Origin of the sequence: Paenibacillus sp. FSL F4-0122 (assembly GCF_038002845.1) — a bacterium.
Lineage (GTDB): Bacteria > Bacillota > Bacilli > Paenibacillales > Paenibacillaceae > Paenibacillus_AQ > Paenibacillus_AQ odorifer.
Genome location: NZ_JBBODI010000001.1, coordinates 3,911,527 through 3,931,034, shown reverse-complemented (window position 1 = coordinate 3,931,034; position 19,508 = coordinate 3,911,527). Strand labels below are relative to the sequence as shown.

General features: G+C 45.3%; 12 protein-coding genes. 1 reads left to right on the top strand and 11 read right to left on the bottom strand.

Going from position 1 to position 19,508, the window contains the following annotated elements:
* Nucleotides 1-16: 16 nt before the first annotated feature.
* Nucleotides 17-376, bottom strand: coding sequence for a hypothetical protein (locus tag MHH49_RS16920; protein WP_036683926.1), 360 nt, complete (start codon nucleotides 374-376; stop codon nucleotides 17-19).
* A 283-nt stretch (nucleotides 377-659) separates the two neighbouring features.
* Between MHH49_RS16920 and MHH49_RS16915 the strand changes: the two genes are divergently transcribed.
* A complete protein-coding gene (locus tag MHH49_RS16915) occupies nucleotides 660-5,234 on the top strand; it encodes a S8 family serine peptidase (protein ID WP_341138291.1) in 4,575 nt (1,524 codons plus the stop codon).
* A gap of 1,617 nt (nucleotides 5,235-6,851) precedes the next feature.
* Here MHH49_RS16915 and dnaJ read toward each other — a convergent pair.
* The 10 genes from dnaJ to MHH49_RS16865 all read right to left on the bottom strand — a co-directional run bounded on the left by dnaJ (nucleotide 6,852) and on the right by MHH49_RS16865 (nucleotide 19,429).
* Nucleotides 6,852-7,976, bottom strand: a complete 1,125-nt coding sequence (gene dnaJ, locus MHH49_RS16910; RefSeq protein WP_036677487.1) for a molecular chaperone DnaJ — start codon at nucleotides 7,974-7,976, stop codon at nucleotides 6,852-6,854.
* A 253-nt stretch (nucleotides 7,977-8,229) separates the two neighbouring features.
* Nucleotides 8,230-10,077 (bottom strand): molecular chaperone DnaK, encoded by a 1,848-nt coding sequence (dnaK, locus tag MHH49_RS16905; RefSeq protein WP_036677488.1) that lies wholly within the window; start codon nucleotides 10,075-10,077, stop codon nucleotides 8,230-8,232.
* 176 nt (nucleotides 10,078-10,253) lie between these two features.
* Nucleotides 10,254-10,835, bottom strand: a complete 582-nt coding sequence (gene grpE / locus MHH49_RS16900) for a nucleotide exchange factor GrpE (RefSeq protein WP_036677491.1) — start codon at nucleotides 10,833-10,835, stop codon at nucleotides 10,254-10,256.
* A gap of 48 nt (nucleotides 10,836-10,883) precedes the next feature.
* Nucleotides 10,884-11,915, bottom strand: coding sequence for a heat-inducible transcriptional repressor HrcA (gene hrcA, locus MHH49_RS16895; protein WP_036677493.1), 1,032 nt, complete (start codon nucleotides 11,913-11,915; stop codon nucleotides 10,884-10,886).
* 103 nt (nucleotides 11,916-12,018) lie between these two features.
* Nucleotides 12,019-12,510 (bottom strand): N-acetyltransferase, encoded by a 492-nt coding sequence (locus tag MHH49_RS16890; RefSeq protein WP_051490987.1) that lies wholly within the window; start codon nucleotides 12,508-12,510, stop codon nucleotides 12,019-12,021.
* A gap of 93 nt (nucleotides 12,511-12,603) precedes the next feature.
* Entirely contained in the window at nucleotides 12,604-13,776 is a 1,173-nt protein-coding gene (gene hemW / locus MHH49_RS16885) for a radical SAM family heme chaperone HemW (RefSeq protein ID WP_036677494.1), read from the bottom strand.
* 185 nt (nucleotides 13,777-13,961) lie between these two features.
* Nucleotides 13,962-16,238, bottom strand: a complete 2,277-nt coding sequence (locus MHH49_RS16880; protein ID WP_076099002.1) for an FAD-dependent oxidoreductase — start codon at nucleotides 16,236-16,238, stop codon at nucleotides 13,962-13,964.
* Between the two features lie 19 nt (nucleotides 16,239-16,257).
* Nucleotides 16,258-17,085, bottom strand: coding sequence for a carbohydrate ABC transporter permease (locus MHH49_RS16875; protein ID WP_036677500.1), 828 nt, complete (start codon nucleotides 17,083-17,085; stop codon nucleotides 16,258-16,260).
* 63 nt (nucleotides 17,086-17,148) lie between these two features.
* On the bottom strand, nucleotides 17,149-18,033 hold the full coding sequence (locus MHH49_RS16870) for a carbohydrate ABC transporter permease (protein WP_232061438.1): 885 nt from the start codon (nucleotides 18,031-18,033) through the stop codon (nucleotides 17,149-17,151).
* Nucleotides 18,034-18,124: 91 nt separating this feature from the next.
* A complete protein-coding gene (locus tag MHH49_RS16865) occupies nucleotides 18,125-19,429 on the bottom strand; it encodes an ABC transporter substrate-binding protein (RefSeq protein WP_038572941.1) in 1,305 nt (434 codons plus the stop codon).
* Nucleotides 19,430-19,508: the final 79 nt, after the last annotated feature.

Sequence of the window (19,508 nt, the reverse complement as noted above, 5' to 3'; positions counted from 1 at the left end):
ATTAATGAAGTGCCGATCAGACCATCCCGCCTGCTTCTTCAATTAAGCGCAGAGCCTGATCGTAGGACTCCGTATGCACAATAACCGTAAGCAAAATATCTCTCCCCGTTGGACCTCCGTTACCACCATGACTCATTCCGCTAGAGCTGGTGTCCGCAGCTGCAAGTATGCCTGTGTGTGCGTGCTCAGCAGTCATGGAGTCCATTCTGGCCACATTGCCTGTCACCGGATTTACCCCTGAGCTAAAGCTGGTACCTCCATATCTACTGAAGCGATCAATGGAAACTTCAATGGCCCGAAGTGCACGAAGCTTGCGCGCGACGCCTTCGGCTTCCTCTGGACTTTTAAAATATGCCAAAATATATCTTTCCGACATCTTATCCCCGCTCTCGCTTGAAATTCAGACATCTGTTGCATTCATTTATATTGTCTTAATTTCACTTGTTTTATGCTCTGATTTTCTTATATTCCACTTATCTACTGGGTATTCGACATTTTCCTCAACGCTTCGCTGCAATATGGTACTAAAGTTGTATATTCGATTTGAAGTTATAGCTGTAGAATAAATTTAATTTTCATAATTTTTTACATTTTATATGGAGGAGGAGAACCACAGACACATTGTAATACAAAAAATTCATTTGGGAGGATGAACTTATTTGAAACGTACCTTTAAACACTCTATTCAAAGATTTGCTATTGGAGCGGCAAGCTTCGGTCTGGCTGTGTCTGTTCTTTTTCCATCAGCTGCATTTGCGAACTCATCCCTTGAATCTTCAACCCTGGTTACGGATGTACAGTCTCAAAGTGTGACCCCTCATAACTATGCTGGAGTACTCAAAGGTTCAGCACCAGTTTCAGTGATTGTGGAATTGACTAATAAACCAGTCAGTGTGTATGTAAATGAGGCAAAAACTTATTCTTTACGATCCTCAGTCTCCTCACAACGCAGTAAAATTATCTCAGAGCATAAAAGCTTTATTTCCTCAACACAGAAAATCGATGCAAATATCGGTTTTGAATACAGTGAGATTTTTAATGGGTATTCCATTACGCTGCCAGCCAATCAAGTAAACAAGCTGTTAGAGCTTCCAGGCGTTGCCGCTATTTATCCGAATGAAGAAGTACATGCGTTAGCAGACAGTGTTGAAGTAGCGACATTACCTGTTACACGTTCCTATTCAGACAGCGGCAAGCTAATAGGCGCGGACAAACTACATGATTTAGGTTACACAGGCAAAGATGTACAGGTAGCGGTTGTCGATACTGGTATTGATAAGAATCACCCTTTGTTAAAAGATAATTATAAGGGCGGCTATGATGTATATGATCAGGATGATGATCCGGCTGAAACAGCCCCTGATGCTAACTTCCCTCCAAGAGCAGGCACTCCTTACGAAACCTCGCATGGTACACACGTTGCCGGGACAATTTTAGATGTGGCACCTGAGGTAGAATTGTATGCGTATCGCGTACTTGGTCCCTATGGATCTGGTTCCACAGCGGATGTAATTGCGGGTATTGAGAAAGCGGTCGATGACGGAGCAGATGTTATTAACCTTTCTCTAGGCTCTAGTGTCAACCAAAGCTATTCCGCGAGTTCAATCGCGATAGACAATACCGTAAAATCGGGCGTGAATGTTATTGTTGCCGCCGGTAACGCTGGACCGGATGCAGGAACACTGGGCGAACCCGCTGGTGCCCAACTCGCGCTTAGTGTTGGAGCTTCTACTACTCCGATAAATACCCCTTTCTTTGATATTGGCGATGTTAAAAAGATTCCCGGGACATTAGCCAGTTACTCCCCAGATTTAATCGATAATATTGCTGGCAGTAAGATCGTTTTCGCTGGTCTTGGAAGTCCTTCCGATTACAAAAATCTGGATGTCAAAGATAAGGTAGTGCTTGTCGATCGGGGCTCGCTGAGCTTCTCAGACAAATCTCTTAATGCCAAAGCTGCTGGTGCGAAGCTTTTGCTGATTGCCAATAATGAGCCTGGTGAAATCAGCCCCACCCTTGGTGCGCCTGGGGATTACATTCCTACCTACGGAATCAGTCAAGCCGATGGCAAAAAAATAAAAACTCAGATGGCTGCGGCTAAAGATATAATCAGTTACTATATAGCGCTTGAAGTAAATCAGTTAGCAAACTTCAGTTCTATGGGTCCGGGGATGCCCGATTATCTAATAAAACCTGATGTTGTAGCGCCCGGAGTCAATATCAACTCGACGATCCCTAGCTGGGATGGGAACTATGACCAAGCTTTCGGCTTAAAAAATGGTACTAGCATGGCAACTCCACATGTTGTAGGAGCTGTGGCTTTGTTACTGAGTAAAAACTCTGATCTGAAGCCAAATGAAATTAAAGCCCTGCTGATGAACAATGCTGATCCTATTTTTAAACGTGATGGGAATTCTTACTCCTTGTACCAACAAGGTGCAGGTTTAATTAATCTGGAGAAGTCGATAAACGCTAAATCCATTGCTAAAGTCGGTGAGATCCTTAACAGCGGTCTTCCGGGTACTGTTGAAATCCCTTATTACACAGGTTCCTTATCCTTCGGCTTACAGCCAAAGGGTGTTACCGTAACGAAAGCTGTCTATGTAGAGGACTTTAAAGGGAATGGAGAAACATACACCCTGTCCACCAAATGGCTGACAGAAGTGCCTAGTGATATTAGTATTGATTTTGCACCACACAGCGTTACTTCAGGGGTAGATCAATATGCACAATTTACACTCAATGTATCTAAAACAGCAAAAGAGGGCGCATATGAAGGTATCCTGTTACTTACCTCTGATACAGAAACCCTTCGTCTGCCATTTAACATTGTTGTAGGCGACCAATTTAATGTAGCACCTATTAATCAGCTCTCTTTTGAAAGTCCACAAATTTCACCTAATGGGGATGGACGCTCAGATGACACCACCTTTACCTTTTCTGTCAATGAAGAGCTGGAAGGCATAAGTTTCGTTGCCTCTTCAAAAGATGCTCCTGCAACAGTTTTAGGTGAAGTTTATGCAATCGATGAGAAGATCTATCGTGGCGTATACGAAGTTCCAAATTGGGATGGAACATTAACAGACCTGGAGACCTCCGCCAAGTCTACTTTAGCAGATGGTCACTACTACATCATTCCTGTGCTTCCCAATGGGCAACTGCTCGAGAAACAAAAGGCCGAATTCACAATTGATACCGAGAAGCCGCTAGTTTCCGGCATCACCATTGAGGAGTATGAACGCGAAGCGCCAACCGATCCTGGCGTGGCACAAATTAGTGGTTTTATTGATGATGACTTAATGGCCTATTATATTTCTAATACAAACCCTATTGGAAACTGGTTTACCGTATATGCCGAAGGCAAACATTATGATGGGAATGCTTATAAATTTGGCGGTGTGATTGCAAATAACGGTGCCTTTACCATTGATGTTCCTGTTAACGAGGGGCTAAATGAGTACAAAGTCCATGTGGTCGATAAAGTGGGGAATGGTGCAGACGACGATGATTACGTTCAGCGGCTGCTTTATAGCACAGGGGACGGTACTTTCACAGTAACTCCGGCTCTTTCTGCATCCACCATTGAAGTAGGACAATCTGTGACCGTTGATTTAGATTATTCCGTGACAGACGAGGTTTATGGCGTCTATGGGGCTTCATTCGGTGTCATATACGATGATTCCCTTGAATCACCGGTAATCCAGCCAAGCGTACAGCTGGTTACGTATCAAGAGGAGCATTTCTCTAGTGTTCCACTTACAGAATATTCACAAACGTATGACCTTGGAGACGGCCACAAACTGACACAATATAGTGTCAATCTGTCAGGAGGTGCTTATCACGGCTCCGGCTCACTAGCCCAAATAACCTTCGAACCAGCAACAGCAGGAGATTATTCCTTTGAGCTATATGATGTCCAGATTTGGAATGATGCCACAACATCAACTATCCCATCTGGTTTGAGAACAGTAAGTGTAACTGTAAGCACACCTGAAAAACCGACACCAACGCCAACGCCGACACCAACGCCAACGCCAACACCAACGCCATCAGCAACACCGACACCATCAGCAACGCCAGATCCAACAGAAACGCCAACACCGACACCATCACCTACGTCTTCTCCATCTTCTGAGACCTATGTATCTACAGCAACCAGCACTCCCACTCCTGGACCTTCTTTGAAATCTGGGAAGCTAGTAGAGACAGCCGATCCAGCTGGTGGTAAACCTTCAACGGTGTTTAACATCTTAGATGCTGCATTAACAAATTCGATCCAGAATGCAAAAGATAAGACTTCTGTACTTGATCTTAGCGATGTGAATTTCAATAAGTATAGCCAAGTCGTTATTACTCTTACCCCGGCGCAAGCCGAACAGTTGAAGAAATCGGAGAATGCACTCAGCCTTAACGGTAGTGGGTTCAATGTTCTTATTCCAGCGGCAACCCTTCCGGATTTCATTAGCAGCAGTGGTTTGTTGCTTACGATAAGTCTGGCTGATGCTAGTGATGCAGCAGTGTTATCAGGAAGCTCAGCTGCGATCAATATTGGTTCTTCCATTCTGACCATTAAAAATGGTTGGACAACCGGAAAGCCGATTACCCTTCAGCTTAATCTAAAAGACAGCAGTCTACGTGATGCTCGAAAAACTGCCGCCTATGCAGAAACAAAGGATCATAAGTGGTCCTATCTGCAACCTGGATCTTTCTCTAAAGAAGGTATTCTACAGTTTACAGTTACTGGCGACGGCTCTTATAGCGTTGCATTCCGTAATGTAAGCTTCAAGGATATCGGCACTCACTGGGCTAAAGGCGATATCGAAGTTCTTGCTGCTCATGGTATCATTGCCGGCAAAGGAACCGATGGCAGCTTCAAGCCTACTGACACCTTAAATCAAGCGGAGCTACTAACGCTCTTCGACCGTCTACTTGGAAAAGGTGACACTTGGAATACTCGTATCAAACAAAGTGGTTCACGTGATGTGCTGACTCGCGAAGAAGCAGCTCTTATCATTGCTGAAGCTCTAGGTGCTGATCTTACAGTAGCTAAGACTCCTTTGAGCTTTAAGGATGCCGACAACATCGCTGCAGAAGCACGTAACGCCGTAGCCTATGCGGTAAGCAAAGGTTATCTCAAGGGCGTTGGCGCGGACAACTTCAATCCACAAGGTATTCTGACTCGGGCACAGGCAGCAACGATTCTGAGCCGCGTGTTCGAGGACCTACGTTCTTAAACAGTATCTAGTTGAACTCTCAAAGAAAGCCCCAGCAGCCAGATGGCTGCTGGGGCTTTCTCGCTTTAGGTCACATCTGCGGCGCATACGAGGCAACTATCGGACACAGTTGCACTTAAATGCTGGATTATGCGACATTTGCCATGCTAACGGACCCCATAGTCGCTATTAGCACGAAAAACACCAAATATAAGCGCTTTTCTGGGCAATAGCTGCACTGGAGTCCGAAACTTCGCTCAAAAGGAGAAAAATGTGCAAATAGCGCCAACTGGGTCCGTATGCCTCCAGCGTCTTCTGGGTCCTATCCACTCAGATGATTATTCTCAGCGCTATCGGACACAGTTGCACTTAAACGCTGAATTATGCGACATTTGCCATACCAACGGACCTCATAGTCGCTATTAGCACGAAAAACATCAAATATGAGCGCTTTTCTGGACAATAGCTGCACTGGAGTCCGAAACTTCGCTCAAAAGGAGAAAAATGTGCAAATAGCGTCTGCTGAGTCCGCAAGCCTCCAGCGTCTTCTGGGTCCTATCCACTCAGATGATTATTCTCAGCGCTATCGGACACAGTTGCACTTAAACGCTGAATTATGCGACATTTGCCATACCAACGGACCTCATAGTCGCTATTAGCACGAAAAACACCAAATATGAGCGCTTTTCTGGGCAATAGATGCACTGGAGTCCGAAACTTCGCTCAAAAGGAGAAAAATGTGCAAATAGCGTCAGCTGAGTCCGCAAGCCTCCAGCGTCTTCTGGGTCCTATCCACTCAGATGATTACACTCAACGCTATCGGACTCAGTTGCACTTAAACGCTGAATTATGCGATATTTGCCATGCCATCGGACCTCATAGTCGCTATTAGCAGGAAAAACATCAAATATGAGCGCTTTTCTGGACAATAGCTGCACTGGAGTCCGAAACTTCGCTCAAAAGGAGAAAAATGTGCAAATAGCGTCAACTGGGTCCGTATGCCTCCAGCATCTTTTGGGTCCTATCCACTCAGATGATTATTCTCGGCGCTATCGGACGCAGTTGCACTTAAATGCTGGATTATGCGACATTTACCATGCCCACGTAGATAATTCAAAACAGATAGTGTGTTAAAAAAAGATGGAGACCAGTCGGGGGTTTCAAGGTTACAGGGTTCGGGGGTCGGGGTTCGGGGTCGGGGTTCGGGGTTCGGGGTTCGGGGTTCGGGGTTCGCGGTTCGCGGTTCGCGGTTCGCGGTTCGCGGTTCGGGGTTCGGGGGTTCGCGGTTCGCGGTTCGCGGTTCGCGGTTCGCGGTTCGGGGTTCAGGGTTCGCGGACGGGATTCGGGTTCAGAGGTTCGGCGGGGTTTACCGGAGTTACCGGAGTTACCGGAGTTACCGGGCTTGCCGAGTTCACCACGAGCTGCCAGGCTTTTCCGGGTTTTCCGAGTTAGCCAAGCTCGCAAAATTCCCCAGGTTCCAGCATCACAGCTCCTCCAAAGAATTGCATGAGGTTAGTTAAATGGCCCTGCCCTAATCTCATGCTAAACAAAAACGCAGAGCAGCGATCCCCCAATAATGGGAGGATCGCTGCTCTGCTGTCTTTTTCTATTCATTTACTGAATGAATGAGTTAGGATATCAGTCCCCGCGAAACGCACGTTTCACACGATCAAAGAAGGACTGTTCGTGTTCATGTGTGTTTTCTCCGTTCAGAGAAGCGAACTGGCGTAGCAATTCTTTTTGCTCTTCATTGAGCTTGCTAGGTGTCACAACAATTACTCGTACATGCTGATCACCTTGGCCAGATCCGCGCAGACGCGGAACACCTTTACCTTTGAGGCGGAAGAAAGTGCCTGTTTGCGTTCCGGCAGGAATCTTCAGCTTCACTTTTTCGGTTAAGGTTGGAATTTCAATCTCATCACCAAGTGCTGCCTGTGCAAACGTAAGTGGAACCTCGCACATAATATCATCGTTCTCACGCACGAAGAAATCATGCGATTTAACACGGATAACAATATACAAGTCTCCAGCAGGACCGCCGCGTAAGCCGCCTTCGCCTTCGCCAGTCATGCGCAGCTGTGCACCGTCATCAACACCGGCAGGGATGCGCACATGGATCTTGCGTTGCTTTTTAACCTTACCCTGTCCGGCGCAAGTCGTACATTTTTCCTTAATAATCTTACCTGTACCACTGCAATGTGAACAAGGACGACGATTACGCATCTGTCCAAGCGGTGTATTCTGTACGAATTCCTGTTGTCCACTACCATGACATACGGAACAAGTCTCTGGTTTAGTGCCCGGTTTAGCCCCGGAGCCGTAGCAGGTATCGCAAGTTTCTGTACGTGGAATAGTAATATCGGTTTCTTTGCCGAATACCGCTTCCTTGAATTCAATGGTCATGGTATACTGCAAATCCCCACCGCGCTGCGGTGCGTTAGGATCACGGCGTCCGCCGCCTCCAAAGAACATATCAAAGATATCGCCAAGTCCTCCGAAGTCGCCACCACCGCCGCCTCCGAAGCCGCCCATACCTTGGTTAGGGTCAATATGGCCATATTGGTCATACCTAGCTCGCTGTTGTCCATCACTAAGAACATCATAAGCTTCTTTTACTTCCTTAAACTTAGCTTCAGCGTCATCTGCTTTATTCACGTCTGGGTGATATTGGCGCGCCAATTTCCGGTACGCTTTTTTCACCTCATCGTCTGAAGCATCTCTACTAAGGCCAAGCACTTCATAATAATCGCGTTTATCTGCCACTGCTTTCACCTCCGTGCATACATACTCAAATTCCTTATTACCTGTCAAACAAACCATTATACGATAAAACCTCAGGATCTGACCATCCAGATTCAGCGATGTTTATTCTTACAATATCAGAAGGCGCATTCGCAAAGAGTGTGCAATCTGATATTACAAAAGGAAAGTCAAAACACGGGATGACCCGGTTTTGACCTTCCCTTCTTAACTATATAAGAATTTATCAGTTTCCTATTACACTTATCGTATAAGGTTACCCTTGATTCTTATCTTCGTCAACAACCTCATAGTCAGCGTCAACTACATTATCTTTTTTAGGAGCGCCTTCAGCGGCTCCAGCGCCACCTTCAGCACCTTGCTCAGCTTGAGCAGCTTGTTCGTACAGCTTCATGGACAACTGTTGTACAATCTCAGTCAATGCTTCTGTAGCTGCATTGATTTCTTCAAGATTGTCAGTTTCAAGTGCTGCTTTAACTTTATCTTTAGCTTCATTTGCTTTTTCAACATCAGAAGCATCAGCTTTATCACCAAGATCTTTAATTACTTTTTCAGTAGAATACACGAGTTGGTCAGCACCGTTCTTCGCTTCTACCAGTTCTTTACGCTTACGGTCTTCCTCAGCGTGAAGCTCGGCATCCTTCATCATTTGTTCTACTTCTGCGTCGCTCAGGCCGCTGGAAGAAGTGATAGTGATTTTTTGGCTCTTGTTCGTGCCTTTATCTGTTGCAGATACATTTACGATACCGTTGGCATCAATATCGAAAGAAACTTCGATTTGTGGCACGCCACGTGGTGCTGGTGGAATCTCGTTCAGCATGAAGCGTCCCAGTGTCTTGTTGCCATTTGCCATTTGACGCTCACCTTGCAGCACGTGAATCTCTACGCTAGGTTGATTGTCAGCAAAGGTTGAGAATACTTGGGATTTGCTTGTAGGAATCGTAGTATTACGCTCGATCATCTTCGTGAACACGCCACCTGCAGTTTCAATACCCAGGGAAAGCGGAGTTACGTCAAGCAATACAACGTCTTTAACATCACCAGTCAATACACCCGCTTGAACAGCAGCACCAAGAGCTACTACTTCATCCGGATTCACACCTTTGTGTGGTTCTTTGCCAGTAAGCTTTTTGATAGCATCTTGTACAGCTGGGATACGTGTAGAACCACCAACCAGAACGATTCTAGTAAGGTCTGCAGGTGTCATACCAGCATCAGACAATGCTTGACGAGTTGGTCCCAAAGTACGTTCTACCAGACCAGCAGTCAGTTCATCAAATTTCGCACGAGTCAAGTTGATCTCTAAGTGCTGAGGTACGCCGTCAACCACAGTGATGAACGGAAGCGATACAGTTGTTGTCAGTACGCCTGACAATTCTTTTTTCGCTTTTTCAGCTGCATCTTTCAAACGTTGTACAGCAGATTTATCTTTGCTCAGATCAATGCCTTGCTCTTTTTTGAATTCGGATACCAGGTAATCCATAACCACTTGGTCAAAGTCGTCGCCACCCAGCTTGTTGTCGCCGCTTGTAGCTTTTACTTCGAAGAAGCCATCACCAAGTTCAAGGATGGATACGTCAAAAGTACCGCCACCAAGGTCATAGACTAGAATGGTTTGATCTTCGGATTTCTCCAGACCATATGCCAAAGCTGCTGCTGTTGGCTCGTTCACAATACGCAGAACTTCCAAACCTGCAATTTTACCTGCATCTTTGGTAGCTTGACGTTGGCTGTCATTAAAATAAGCAGGAACAGTGATAACTGCTTGAGTAACAGTTTGGCCAAGATAAGCCTCTGCATCGGATTTCAGTTTTTGCAGAATCATTGCCGAAATTTCTTGTGGGGAGTAGTCTTTACCATCAATGCTTTCTTTGTGGTTAGTACCCATGTGACGTTTAACAGAGCTGATCGTACGATCAGGGTTAGTAATCGCTTGGCGTTTAGCCGTTTCACCGACGATACGCTCGCCGTCTTTCTTAAAGCCTACAACCGAAGGGGTTGTACGCGCGCCTTCTGGGTTTGGAATTACTACGGCTTCGCCGCCTTCCATAACGGCAACGCAAGAGTTCGTGGTTCCTAAGTCAATACCGATAACTTTACTCACAATAATTTGCCTCCTCTAAAGTTATATGGAGCCTAAGCTCAATAAATTTATAAAAATATCAAAAAAATTCGATTGATAATAAAACTATCCGGGCAACAGCCTGCAATCGGATAAATAGTAGGCAAAAGCACTGCTGCTTTATGGCGAGCAGAAACTGCCCGTCCTATATAGACAGACTACATGCTGACTTTGACCATGGCCGGACGAAGAACTCTATCTTTCAGAAGATATCCTTTTTGAACCTCTTCTGTAACGATACCCTCTTCGTACTCCTCGCTCTCAACCTGCATAATAGCCTGATGGTATTCAGGATTAAAAGGCTGTCCTACTGTTTCCATAGCTGTAAGCCCCTCAGCCTTCAATACTCCATCCAGCTGACGGAAAATCATATTAACGCCCTTCGCGAAAGCTTCGGATTCAGGATTAGCTGGAGTAGTGACTAACGCACGCTCGAAATTGTCCAGCACGGAAAGCAATTCCGTCAGGAGCTTGGAGGTAGCATATTGAGCCAACTCTTCTTTTTCCTTCTGGGTACGACGACGGAAGTTATCAAAATCAGCTTGTGCACGCAGTGCACGACCTTGATATTCATCAGCAAGATCCTGTAGGCGTTTCACCTCAGCACCTGTATCTGAAGCACCTTCACTAACGTTTTCAGCTGTAAATGAGTCGGCATCTGAGACTACTTCAGCCACAGGCTCCTCATTGATCAATTCCTCTTTGAATTCATTAGAATCTTGAACTTGTTCCTTTTTCAAGTTGTCTTCACCTCCTTAAAATCATTCACGAAATCATGTTGACTCTGTTCACTTATACCAGTGCGCCAGCATCGCTGTCAAATCTCGGGATAAAATGCCCAAGATCCCCATCACTCTTGCATATTCCATACGGGTCGGCCCAAGGATTCCAATGCTTCCTAGTGCCTGCCCATCAAGTGAATAAGTGGCGGTGATCAGACTACAGTTAGCGAACGCTTCGTGATTGTTTTCTGTTCCTATTCGTACTTGAATACCTGTGCCACCCACTGTAGGGGCCAGCATTTTGAGCAGTGTCGGTGTCTCTTCCAGCAGATCAAGAATACTCTTCACCTTGTCTACGTCTTTGAACTCAGGCTGTGTCAGCATATTCGTTGCTCCGCTGAGATAGATGCGCTGCTCTTGATCGCTTTCCAGCGCGGTGTCCAGCACCTGCATTAATTCTTCATAATGTGAGATGTGACGCTGCATTTCTTCGCCAAGCTCGGAATAGAGCCGAGTCTTCAGCTTATAGAGTGGTACATTGACCAGTTTACTATTCAGTAGGTTAACCACTTTCTCCATCTCGGAAACAGAAATCTCCGGCGGAATGTTCACCGTACGATTCTCAACTTGCCCCGTACTTGTGACGATAATGGCCACAGCGGTTGTATCATCTAGTGGTAACAACTGAAAATGACGCAATGAAGTATGAAAAACCTCCGGTCCCAGCAGGATGGAAGTATAATTCGTCATATTGGAAAGAATCATCGCCGCATGTTGGATTACCTGCTCCATTGCATTTAGCTTCTCGGCAAAAAAAGCGCGGATCGTGCCCATTTCTGCCGTTTCGGCGGAATTCCACGGTACCAAATGATCCACATAATATCGGTATCCTTTATGGGAAGGAATTCTTCCCGCCGATGTATGAGGCTGCTCGAGATAACCTAAATCCTCCAGGTCAGCCATTTCATTTCGAATCGTAGCCGGACTGTATCCTACATCTCCCCGTTTAGAAATGCTGCGAGATCCTACTGGCTCTGCCGATGAAATATAATCATCCACAATTGCATTTAGTATCATTCTCTGGCGATCAGTTAACATGTTATTCCCTCCTATCGGCTGTGGCTCCGATTCGTTAGCACTCGACTCAGATGAGTGCTAACCACTAATACAAAAATACCAAACTGACATTGACGTTGTCAAGTCAGTTCAGTATCTTAAGCACTGCTATTTCATCGCAGGCATGCTGCTTTTTACAATTCACGCAATCTGTCCATACTTTTTCGGGGAAAATCTCTTTCTGGACGACTTCAAATCCATTTCTAAGAAAAAAATCAACAGCATAGGTTAGTGCCATTACCTTTGGGATTTTCTGGTTCCTAGCTTCCTCGACCAGCTTCGCCAATATCATGGAGCCTACGCCTTTACCCTTACCTTCATCATTCAAGCCAATCGAACGAATCTCTACGAGATCATTCCCGAGCTTGAAAAGTGAACCACAGCCTACGAATCTGCCTTCGATTTCAGCAACTACGAATTGATCGATCTGGCGTGTCAGCGCCTGCCGGGAACGGGGCAACATGATGCCGCGCTGTGCATACTCTTCTATCATTAGATACAATGGCTCAACGTCTTCTACCACAGCATTTCTACAAATTACCTGTGCGTCTCCCGCTGGAGACGAATGGCGAATCATTTCCGTCTTGGCAAGCACTTTGGTTCACCCCTCTGTTGATAATATGAATAAATATACAACAGAGTGAATTACAATTCAAGGGGTATTTTAAAATTAAACTTCTGTCAGGGCGCCTACAAATTCAGCAAAAACATCGTTCCCAAACAAGATTCCTTGCTTGCTGAGTCGGTAACCCCCTGCTTCTTGTTCCAACAGCCCTGCATGCAGCATTTTATGCAAGGATTTCTCGAATACTTCCTCTATTGAACGCCCGAATTGCGCCTGAAAAGCTTCATTAGAGACGCCCTCATGCATACGCAATCCGACCATCATAAAGTCTTCCATCGCTTCTGCTTCTGAGATTGGGTATGCATCCAGTCGTGGCAGCCCTTTACGTGTTGCTTCTACATATGGATTTACGCCCTTAACATTAATATGCCGCTGACGCCCCACATATCCATGTGCTCCTGCTCCTAGACCATAATAATCTTCATTACGCCAGTAGGTGATATTATGGCGGCTCTCCATTCCCGGTTTCGCGAAGTTACTGATCTCGTATTGATTGTAACCAGCTTCCTTCATAGAGGACATCAACAGGAGGTACATTTGCAATTCATCTTCTTCATTAGGAAGAGGAAGTTTGTTCTTATTAAACAGCGTGTGAAAAAGAGTATTCTCCTCCACCTTCAAGCTGTAAATAGAATAGTGGGGTAGATCCAGCTCCAACGCCTTGCGGATACTTTCGCCCAACATCTCAACAGTTTGATTAGGCAGCCCAAACATCAGGTCAACTGAAAGATTATTTAGTCCAACTGCACGTGCATTCTCTAGGCTCCGGTATACATCATCTACATTATGAATCCGGCCGATGCCTGTGAGCAGCTCGTTCTGAAATGCTTGAACGCCAAAGCTCACCCGGTTCACGCCGCCTTCTTTCATAACCGTCAGCTTGTCCAGATCCGTTGTTCCAGGGTTAGCTTCCATAGAGAACTCAATATCTTTATCCCAGTTTGGGAAATGCGTACGAACAGACTTTAAGAAATAAGCCATTTCATCAGGTTTTAAAACAGTGGGTGTGCCTCCGCCGACGAAGATCGTTTTGATAACACCCGGAGGGGTGTTCTTGACGGTCTGCTCCATCTCTCGATCCAAAGCTTCGAGATAATCCATAACTGGCTGATCCTTGAGTACATAGGAATTAAAATCACAATAAAAGCACTTATTGGTACAAAAAGGGATATGAATGTATACAGCCTCAGGGGGACGGCCATTAGTCTTCGTTGTCATTAGCTGTCTCCTTTATATAAAAATATCGTTTGAATAGTGTAATCTAAAAAACAAGAAAAGGGAAGCCTGACGGCTTCCCTTCGAGGGCGTTCAATTATAAATGAACTCTATTTTAGAATACAAGAAAGTATAAGTTTTACGTTATCCTATATATTTTGTATTTCCCGCAGAAACGGATACCGTCCCTATAAAGTCGGCAAAGCCGTTGCTTCTTGATAAATCCGCATTTCCACAAGTTCGGCATGTACTCCACCGTTAGTTTCATGAATAACGATCCGGACAGCATCTGTAAGGACAGGCTTCTCTAATCGATGAACATTCTTCCGGCGATGGTTGTCTTTGACACGGAGCATGACTTGCCACGCGCCATCAATGAGCAGCTCTACATCATAGTTCTTTACCAGTTCAGGAATCACTAGAAATGGCGTTTCATGGTGATGTAAGTTGATGAGATCTTCATTGACATCATCATTAAAGGTGAAATGAATTTCGGAGACTGGAGAAGCATCCGGGAGACGCGCCTCTACCCACTCCGATCTACCCGCGGTCATCGGCTCAGAAACCCAGCTATGCGGTCCCGCGAAAGGTCGAACATATCCATCAATGACTTTAGATGCAGCATATGCCGATGTTTCTACTGCAAAGCAGAAATGCCTGCGTACAAGTTGTTTCATGCTCCACTCTATCACCGGCTGATCTGGCTGATGATCCTCCAGCGATGAATCAACAACGGATTTAGCACCTCGCTCAAATGTAATGACACCAGTGATTGGGGTTTCTGAAATATGCAATTGAAGGTGTTCATTAGCTCGAATAATAGCGAAGATATTACATTCGCCGATTGGACTACATTTCTCCTCTTGTATCGGAACTTCAATCCATTGCTGCTCTCCAGCCTGTACTGTTATAACATCAACCTGTTTGCACTCCGCCGGCACGTAATTTTCCGCGCGTCCAGTCGTCCAGATCTCCACGGTCAGCTGCGTCTGAATACTTGCTGACACAAGCAGCCTTAACCCACGGATACTTCCTTCAACCGGAAACAAAATCCCTACATCATGAGAAAGCTCATAAGCTTCGGCTGGGCGATCCAGCAGGATACCATTCATCGTGCTGGATGCATGAATCTCGCTTTTTCTGGCGAGGTCCAGTGGATCTTCGTTACGTAATCCAATAATCGAAGCATCTTGCTTTAACATCACCTGTTGCAATTCATGCATATACTGCTCGCGAATTTCACGAGGGGTCACACCTTTGATGACGGATAAAGCGGCACCTGTTCCAGCTGCTTCACCCATGATTGCACAGGTTGCCATAACGCGTGTTGTTCCAAAAGCCACATGAGATGCACTGATATTACGACCCGCGAAGAATAGATTCCGTACATTCTTCGAATATAGCGAACCAAATGGAATATGGTAGATCCCGTCCGCATGCAGATGCTTGGAGCCACTCTCTTGTGCGTACATCCCCTGTGGTGGATGTAGATCAATTGACCAGCCACCAAATCCAATACGGTCTGCAAATTCACGCTGCGCGAGAATATCATTTTGCGTTAGAATCGTATCGCCAACAAACCGTCTGTATTCACGTTTACCCGGAATCGAGCCAACCCACTCAAGCGTCATATTCTCGGCATCAAAATGGCCCGAGTTTTTGATATAATCCCAAATCCCATAAATAACTGAGGATAACTCATCACGTATGCGTTCATTCTCATCCACCGTATCAAGCTCGCCGCCCCACTCAATCCACCAGTAGTGACAGCCTGAATCCCCACTCCGAATGACCCGGCGGATCGGGATAGAAGTTGTTGTAATATCCTTAGCGAATGAGGGTGCAACATAACGTACCGGTTTTCCAGTATCCTGTGTATAAAATAATAATGTACTGCCTAATGTAATATTATCAGGCACTTCTGGTGCCCATTCCTCATTAAATTCATGACGGGCTTCACGTCCTAATCGGAAATCCGCTCCTGCTAGGAAGCCAACTAAACCATCACCCGTACAATCGATGAAAGCATCGCTCTCGAACGTGATTAAACGCTCAGATCCCATCATCCAGCCGGTCACACTCTGAATCGTACGCTCCTCTGCCTCACCTTCCGCTTCCACTTCACGTACATCGGTATTTAGGAACAAGCTGATATTCGATTCTGCCTTCACCGCTTCGAGCAAGGTTAGATCCCATAGATATGGATTCCCTTCCGGGTTCCGGTATTGATTCTCGATGAACAGCTCACCCATAATGCCTGTCTCACGTGCATAGCGATTTACACCATGTCCTGTTGCACCACATACCCAAACCCGAACTTCTGAACTCGAGTTACCACCAAGTACAGGACGATTCTGTACCAGTGCTACCTTTAACCCAAGACGTGCTGCAGCAATCGCCGCGTTCATCCCTGCAAGTCCACCCCCGACCACTGTCACATCGGATTTAACCGTTTCTGTTCTCATGTCAGTATCCCTCCTATAGTTAGCCTTTCACAGCCGAGCTAGAAATCCCTTGAATAATATATTTCTGACCTATGAAGAAGATAACAATCATTGGAATGATCGCAGCCGACGAAGCGGCCATCATCCCGTTGTAATCCACATTGTTCTCAAGAATAAAATTCTGCAATCCAAGCGGAATGGTATATAGCTTAGGGCTCTGCAAAAATACAAGCGCATTCTCATAATCATTCCATTGCCAGGAGAAATCAAGAATAGCAAACGTAGCGATTGCCGGCTTCGCTAATGGCAGAATTAAGCGGAAAAATATTCTGTAATGCCCGGCTCCATCCAGAAAAGCAGATTCCGTGATTTCCTTAGGAATGCCCATGAAGAACTGCCGAAGCATAAATACACCGAAGATCGAGAACATGGCTGGAAGGATTAGGGCCAAGTGCGTATTGTAAATCCCAACCCAGTTAAACATGATAAACTTAGGAACAAAAAGTACCTGTGGTGGAACCATCATCATGGATAGATATATGACAAATAGGCCATCCCGCCCTTTAAACGAAGTACGTGAAAATCCGTAAGCGGCAAGGGCAGATAGAAACACAGCTCCCGCAGTTCCAATAATCGATATCTTAAGTGAATTTAAATAATACGGAACAAAATCATAACTTCCTGTCCACACCCGAATATGATTGCTCCAGTTGAGAGATGAAGGCAGCCATTCGTTAAACACCTCGGCAGGTGTCTGAAAAGACGTGCTGAGCATCCATAGAAAAGGCACAATCATAAATAGTCCTAGAACAAACATGATGATCGTTACTGGCAGCTTCACCTTCATGTTTCCTGCTTTTTCATTCATACCGCCTGCTCCTTTAATTTATGGTTTCGGGGCCTCCCGCAAAGCTCCACTTTGTGGATTCATTTAGTAATGAACCCAGCGCTTTTGGCCGATCCACTGAATGACTGTAATAACGAGAATGACGGCGAACAAGAACCATGAAATAACTGAAGCGTATCCCATATCGTAATAACTGAATGCTGTTTTATAAACGAATAGTGATAAGACCGTCGTACTTCCGCTAGGTCCTCCAGCCGTAATGGCTTGAATAATCGAGAACGATTTCATCGTCATAATTAATCCGGTAATCATTAATAAAAAAGTTGTTGGACTAACAAGAGGCCATACAATTTTCCATGTTGTTTTGAATGTGCTTGCACCATCGATCCGGGCAGCTTCTAGTTGTTCTGTCGAAATTTCCTGTAGTGCTGCTAAATATATGATCATATTGTAGCCAAGCATCAGCCAGATCTGTACGATATCAATGGCATACATTGCGGTTTCCGTATCTGCAAACCATCCTGGCGGCGATGTTATGCCAATCCAGCGAAGCAGTTCATTGATGGGTCCCTGTGAAGGCTGAAATAGCAGCATCCAGACAAATGCAACGGCTACTCCACTAGAGATATACGGTAAGAAAAACATTCCACGTAATACGCCTTTAAGATACACACTGCGGTTTAGAAATAGCGCCACAATAAAAGCGAGCACCATCGATACTGGAACCGATATCAGGAATATCACCGTATATTTGATCGAGGCATAGAAATTATCGTCATGGAACAACCGTTTGAGATTATCCAGCCCGGTAAATTGCCAATTCGGATTTGAAAATTGATAATTCGTAAACATCAGGACAAAGGAAAAGATTGCAGGAATCACAAAGAATAAGAGAATACCAATCATATTCGGGAGAATAAAAGTCATGCCGATCCAGCCTTGTCTGTCCATCCAGCTTCTCCGCTTCACGGTATCGCCGCCTTTCGTATGCTGAAAAATGGGTACACGAAAGAGAAGAACGAAGAATTCTTCCTCCTTCTCTTTTGTGCTAGCTATTTCTTTATTTCATTAACTCTTGCGAACGGGTTTGCATATTTTTCATCGTGGTATCAATATCTTGCTTATTTAAGAAGTATTTTTCATACTCTTCTTTACGTGCATCAATGGCTTGTTGAGGTACATTTAGCTGGAAGGATGGGAATTTGCCGAATACAATATTATTCATTGAATCTGTATCATATTTGTCTTCTACACCATTCAAGAGAAGGCTCATCGCTTCCTTACTGTCTACACTCTTAGAGGCTGGAATACGACCCCCGCTTGCCATTGGCAGCATACCGCCATCCGCATACCATTTTGCGAACTCCCAAGCTGCATCCAGGTTTTTGGACTTTGCATTAAGAGCAAGCATGTCACCCACACCGCCCGAATATTTATAATCCTTTTGATCCTTATTCACTTTTGGAATAGCGGCGAACGCAGTTTTGAAATCATGCGGATAGTCCTTCAAGTTGTTCGCATTTCTAAAAATAAATTCACCGGCTGCCAGCATTGCCGCTTTGCCTTGCAGGAACATGGTATCAACCGGCATTTTACTGGTCAGCTGCTCCCCATATTCCGGTGTGGATTTGTCCACGAACATCATGTTATGCAATATTTCCAGGTGCTGTTTCCAGAGATCATTCCCAAAGTTTGAGGTACCATCCGCCTGTTTCACACCCATTCCAGCCAGCGTACCGTCCATCGTTGTTGAGAAGGAGGAATCTGCCTGCAGTAATCCGTACACACCAGGCTTCGTTAGCTTCTTCGCATACTCCTCAAGATCTGACCAAGTCCAGTCCACCGCAGGAATCGGTAATCCTGCTGCATCCAGCATATCTTTGTTCAACCATACAAACGCCATGTTTTTCTTTGTAGGAATCCCATAGTACTTATCATTGATTTTCCACATTGCTGCGTCCTCGCCGATCTGGCTGTCGATGTCATAGTCTGTTTTCGTGCTTAGATCCAAGGCAACGCCTGCATCCATACGTTTCTGTAAATGAGCAAGATCGTAGTTCATGAAAAGGTCTATGTTTTGATTGGTCATCAATGCAGTGTCTAGCTTTAAGTTGCCTGCATCGTCATTTACATTACGGATATACTCGACCTGAATGTCTGGATGATCTTTATTCCAGTTATCAATTACAGCTTGAGGCCCGGCTTCGGCAGGAACTGCCCCCCACATCGTAAGCTTTATTTTCTCCTTTGCTGTTTCTCCATTTGCACTGCCCTGCGCCTCATTACTTCCACCACTCCCACAACCAGCCAGCATCGTACCTGCTAATAAGACAGAAAGCACTGCAGGATACCACTTTTTCTTCATAGATAGCTTCCCCCTTGGAAGGATTATGTGTTGTGCTCTACATCTATAACTTTATCATCAGAGCGGATTTTGGGGGATG